6 protein-coding genes and 1 pseudogene are annotated in these 5,086 nt (G+C 70.2%); 3 read left to right on the top strand and 4 right to left on the bottom strand.

Going from position 1 to position 5,086, the window contains the following annotated elements:
• From DQP56_RS22575 to DQP56_RS22565, 3 genes and pseudogenes are all read right to left on the bottom strand, one after another.
• A pseudogene (locus DQP56_RS22575) lies at positions 1 to 187 on the bottom strand (TobH protein); the annotation flags it as partial.
• Positions 184 to 1,596: a phosphomannomutase/phosphoglucomutase gene (locus DQP56_RS22570; RefSeq protein ID WP_112689224.1), complete on the bottom strand. Its 1,413-nt coding sequence runs from the start codon at positions 1,594 to 1,596 to the stop codon at positions 184 to 186. The pseudogene DQP56_RS22575 and the gene DQP56_RS22570, both read right to left, overlap by 4 nt.
• A gap of 58 nt (positions 1,597 to 1,654) precedes the next feature.
• A complete protein-coding gene (locus DQP56_RS22565) occupies positions 1,655 to 2,056 on the bottom strand; it encodes a DUF3499 domain-containing protein (RefSeq protein ID WP_205868959.1) in 402 nt (133 codons plus the stop codon).
• A 91-nt stretch (positions 2,057 to 2,147) separates the two neighbouring features.
• On the opposite strand from DQP56_RS22565, the gene DQP56_RS22560 reads away from it, so the two are divergent.
• A complete protein-coding gene (locus tag DQP56_RS22560) occupies positions 2,148 to 2,603 on the top strand; it encodes a metallopeptidase family protein (RefSeq protein ID WP_013829937.1) in 456 nt (151 codons plus the stop codon).
• A 25-nt stretch (positions 2,604 to 2,628) separates the two neighbouring features.
• Here the strand turns inward: DQP56_RS22560 and DQP56_RS22555 are convergent, their stop codons facing one another.
• Complete coding sequence (locus DQP56_RS22555; protein WP_112689220.1) at positions 2,629 to 3,015, bottom strand: WhiB family transcriptional regulator; 387 nt, start codon at positions 3,013 to 3,015, stop codon at positions 2,629 to 2,631.
• A gap of 346 nt (positions 3,016 to 3,361) precedes the next feature.
• Here DQP56_RS22555 and cofD point away from each other — a divergent pair, with 346 nt between their 5' ends.
• Together cofD and DQP56_RS22540 are read left to right on the top strand one after the other, a co-directional pair.
• Complete coding sequence (gene cofD / locus DQP56_RS22545) at positions 3,362 to 4,354, top strand: 2-phospho-L-lactate transferase (RefSeq protein WP_112689216.1); 993 nt, start codon at positions 3,362 to 3,364, stop codon at positions 4,352 to 4,354.
• A partial coding sequence (locus DQP56_RS22540) for a coenzyme F420-0:L-glutamate ligase (RefSeq protein ID WP_112689214.1) occupies positions 4,351 to 5,086 on the top strand: 736 nt, incomplete at its 3' end. The genes cofD and DQP56_RS22540, both read left to right, overlap by 4 nt.

Below are 5,086 nucleotides of genomic sequence, written 5' to 3'. Positions count from 1 at the left end.
CCGGAAAGTCCCGGATGTCGCCGCGCACGGTGTCCAGGGCGCCCTCGGCGACCGCGGCGGCGGTGGCGCGCACCTGCGCCCCGGCCATCGACGCGGCCCACAGCGCCCCGTCGCGGTCAGCGGCCAGCAACGCCTCGGCGTCGTCGAGATCGACGGTCGTCGGGAAGGACCCGGGGAACGCGTTCACGGCCGTGACTTCTCGGCTGCGGTGACGGCCTCGACCTGTTCGGTGACCTGGGCCACCACCGCATCGACCGCGGCGGAATCGGGGGCCTCCACGTTGAGCCGCAGCAGCGGTTCGGTGTTGGAGCTGCGCAGGTTGAACCAGCTGCCGCCGCCCAGGTCGACGGTCACCCCGTCGAGATGGTCGACGGACGCCTGCTCGCCGAACGACGCGACCACGGCATCCGCATAGGCCTGCGCGTCGACGCCGTCGGCCAGGGTGTAGTTGATCTCGCCGGAGGCCGCGTAACGCTGGTAGTCGGCGGTCAGCTCCGACAGCGGCCGCTGCTGCTCGCCGAGCGCGGCCAGCACGTGCAGCGCTGCCAGCATCCCCGAGTCGGCCCCCCAGAAGTCCCGGAAGTAGTAGTGCGCCGAGTGTTCCCCGCCGAAGATGGCGCCGGTCTCGGCCATCATCGCCTTGATATAGGAGTGTCCGACCCGTGACCGCAGCGGCGTGCCGCCGCGCTCGGCCACCAGTTCGGCCACCGCGCGGGAGGTGATCAGGTTGTGGATCACCGTCGCGCCGGGTTCGCGGGCCAGTTCCCGCGCGGCGACCAGGCCGGTCACCGCCGACGGCGAAACCGGCTCGCCGCGCTCATCGACCACGAAGCACCGGTCGGCGTCGCCGTCGAAGGCCAGCCCGATATCGGCGCCGCTGTCGCGGACGAACGCCTGCAGGTCGACCAGGTTGGCCGGGTCCAGCGGATTGGCCTCGTGGTTGGGGAAGGTCCCGTCGAGCTCGAAGTACAGCGGCAGCAACGTGATCGCCGGCAGCGAACCGAACACCGCCGGAGCGGTGTGTCCGGCCATGCCGTTGCCGGCGTCCACGGCCACCCGCAGCGGGCGCCCGCCGGAGATGTCGACCAGGGAGTGCAGGAACGCCGCGTAGTCGGCCAGCACGTCGCGGTCGGAGACGGTCCCGCGGGATCCGGCCCGGTCGGCATCGGGCGCCACCCCGGCGATCAGCTCATCGCGGATCCGGTCCAGGCCGGAGTCGGCGCCGACCGGCTTGGCGCCCGCCCGGCACAGCTTGATGCCGTTGTAGGCGGCCGGATTATGGCTGGCGGTGAACATCGCCCCCGGGCAGTCCAACGACCCGGAGGCGAAGTAGAGCTGATCGGTGGAGGCCAGCCCGATCCGGATCACGTCGAGGCCTTGGGCGATCACCCCCTCGGCGAACGCCGCCGACAGCGGGGGCGAGCTGTCCCGCATGTCGTGGCCGATCACCACCTGCCGGGCACCCTCGTTGGCCATCAGCCGGGCGAACGCGGCGCCGACCTCGGCGACCAGGGATTCATCGATCTCCGAACCGACCAGACCACGTACGTCGTACGCCTTGATCACACGGTGGACAGCCGCAGCGGGCCGAGACATGGACAGGGCTCCTGACGAAGTGGACTCTTGACGCTCAAGCGTAGCCCGGAACGTCCGATCAGTCCGAAGGGTCCGGCAACACGCGCAGGTGGCCGCGACGCCTGCCGTTGCTCTTGCCCGGCGGGCCGGGCGGCGCCAGTACGCCGCCGCCGGGCGCGCCCGGCGGATACCACCCGTTGGCCGGCGCGGCTTGGCCGGACCGGCCCTCGCGCACCGCTTCGGCGAGCGCGATCAGGTCGTCCTCCTCGGGGGACACCCACGGGCCGGGGTGGCGGACCAGTTCCCAGCCGCGCGGGGCGGTGATCCGGCCGGCGTGGCTGAAACACAGGTCCCACGAATGCGGCTCGGCGGCGGTCGCCAGCGGGCCCACCACGGCGGTGGAGTCCGAGTAGACGAACGTCAACGTCGCCACCGCATAGTGCGGACACCCTGGCCGGCAGCAGCGGCGGGGAACCTTCACGCGGTCGAGGCTATCGTGGCGGCGCATCCCCGTGGCGCCGGACACGCGCAACGCGCGGCGACCCTATGCGCAACCGTTACCATCTTCTTTCGTGATCGCCACGCGTCGTCCATGGCGCGGCCGCGAACCCCGCGGACCGCTGCTGCCGCCGACGGTGCCCGGCTGGCGCACCCGGGCCGAACGGTTCGACATGGCGGTGCTGGAGGCCTACGAGCCCATCGAGCAACGCTGGAAACAACGGCTGGCGGCGCTCGACGTCGCCGTCGACGAGATTCCCCGGATCGCCGCCAAGGATCCCGACAGTGTGCAGTGGCCCCCAGAGGTGGTCGCCGATGGGCCGATTCCGCTGGCTCGCTTGATACCTGCCGGGGTGGATGTCCGGGGTAACCCGACACGGGCGCGAATACTGTTGTTCCGCAAGCCGATCGAGCAACGCGCGAATGACAGCGTGGAACTCGGGGATTTATTGCACGAGATCCTGGTGGCTCAGGTCGCCACCTACTTGGATGTCGAGCCCACCGTCATCGATCCGACGATCGAGGACTAGCGGCCGACAGCGGTCTTCGGCGCGCTCAGATGATGCCGCGCTTGAGCCGACGGCGCTCCCGCTCGGACAGGCCGCCCCAGATGCCGAATCGCTCATCGTGCGCCAGCGCGTATTCCAGGCACTCGCTGCGCACCGAGCACCGCTGGCAGATCTTCTTGGCCTCGCGGGTGGAGCCGCCCTTCTCCGGAAAGAAGGCCTCCGGGTCGGTCTGCGCGCACAGCGCGCGGTCCTGCCACTGCTCATTGGTGGCCGAGGCCGGGTCGAACGGGTCGAATTCGTCGTAGTCGTCGAGCTCCGGGACCAGGCTCAGGTGTGGCCGGCTGGGCGCCGGCTCGGCCTCGACTGGTGCCATGAATCCGGTATTGGCATGCGGTGTCGCTCCCATTACGCCCCAAAGGTGCTCATAGGACATGCTCCGCTCCTCACCTGGTTGCGCGATTCTGATGTGTCGCCCGTATTGCGATGCTCTGCATCCCAATTCGAACATGTGATCGAATCTCGGTCTGCGACACCGAAATCGGCTGGCCAACCGCGAAATGACACTGATGTGATTAGACACGGGATGACTGGTCCGGTCAAGCCGAATGGCGAAATTCCTTACCATCTCGTGACCGATTTTGGACGTGTCCGAAACCGGCGAGTCCGTGTCATCTAGCCCACACCCCCGTTTCGGCGTGTCTTACCGGAGCCGGCCGGGCGGCCCGCTGTGGCGGTCCGCCACACCGGTCGCGGCCACGTCAACGGTACTGTCGTGCGCTGTGAAGGTCACGGTTCTCGTCGGCGGGGTCGGCGGCGCGAAGTTCCTGCTCGGCGTGCAGAAGTTGCTGGGCCTGGGCCGGTTCGGCGAGGCCGACGCTACGGCACACGAGTTGACCGCCGTCGTCAACGTCGGCGATGACGCCTGGATGCACGGGGTGCGCATCTGCCCGGACTTGGACACCTGCATGTACACCCTGGGCGGCGGGGTGGACCCCGAGCGCGGCTGGGGTCACCGCGACGAGACCTGGCACGCGATGGAGGAGTTGGCCCGCTACGGGATGCAACCGGACTGGTTCGGTCTCGGCGACCGTGACCTCGCCACCCATCTGGTGCGCACCCAGGCGCTGCGCGGCGGCTACCCGCTGACGGAGGTGACGGCGGCGCTGTGCGACCGCTGGCAGCCCGGCGCGAGGCTGCTGCCGGTCACCGACGATAGCTGTGAAACCCATGTCGTGATCACCGATCCCGCCGACGACACCCAGCGTGCTATCCACTTCCAGGAGTGGTGGGTGCGCTACCGCGCCGAGGTGCCCACGCACGGATTCGGCTTCGTGGGCGCCGAGAAGGCCAACGCGACACCGCAAGTCCTCGAGGCCATCGCCGACGCCGACATCGTGCTGCTGGCGCCGTCGAATCCGGTGGTGAGCATCGGCGCCATCCTGGCCATTCCCGGCATCCGGGCAGCGCTGCGGTCCACCCCGGCGCCGGTCGTCGGCTACTCGCCGATCATCGCCGGAAAACCGTTGCGCGGCATGGCCGACACCTGCCTGAGCGTGATCGGCCTGGAGTCCAGCTCACACGCCGTGGGTCAGCACTACGGGTCGCGCAGCGGGACCGGGATCCTCGACTACTGGCTGGTGCACGAGGGCGAAGCCACCGCCGACGAGCCGGCCGGTATCACCGTGCGAAGCGCCCCGCTGCTGATGACCGATCCGGCGGCGACGGCCGAGATGGTGCGCGCCGGGCTAAATGTCGCGGGCGTGTCACCGTGACGGGTCGCGGCGAACACGGCAGTGCCGCCAAGGTTCAGATCCTGCCGGTCACCGGCCTGGGCGAGTTCCGGCCGGGTGACGATCTGGCGGGTGCGCTGGCGCAGGCCGCGCCGTGGCTGGCCGACGGCGACATCGTGGTCGTCACCAGCAAAGTGGTGTCCAAGTGCGAGGGCCGGATCGTGCCGGCGCCCCACGACCCCGAGGCGCGTGACGCGCTGCGCCGGCAACTGGTCGAGGCCGAGGCGGTGCGCGTGCTGGCCCGCAAGGGCCGCACCTGGATCACCGAGAATCGGCTCGGACTGGTGCAGGCCGCCGCCGGCGTGGACGGCTCCAACGTCGGCTCCGACGAACTCGCGCTGCTGCCGGTCGATCCCGACGGCAGCGCCGCGAAGTTGCGCGCCCGGCTGGCCGAGCGGCTCGGCGTCGACGTCGCGGTGCTGATCACCGACACAATGGGTCGCGCCTGGCGCCATGGGCAGATCGACGTCGCGATCGGGGCGTCGGGTCTGACCGTGCTCAACGGCTACGCCGGCGCAGTCGACCGGCACGGCAACGAGCTGGTCGTCACCGAGGTGGCCGTCGCCGACGAGCTCGCCGCGGCCGCCGACCTGGTCAAGGGCAAGCTCACCGATGTCCCGGTGGCGGTGGTGCGCGGTGTCGTCAGTCCCGACGACGGATCCACCGCGGCCGCGCTGGTGCGCTCCGGGCCCGAGGACCTGTTCTGGCTCGGCA

Source organism: Mycolicibacter senuensis (genome assembly GCF_003284925.1).
GTDB classification, from domain to species: domain Bacteria; phylum Actinomycetota; class Actinomycetes; order Mycobacteriales; family Mycobacteriaceae; genus Mycobacterium; species Mycobacterium algericum_A.
This window is presented reverse-complemented; position numbering and strand designations above follow the sequence as displayed.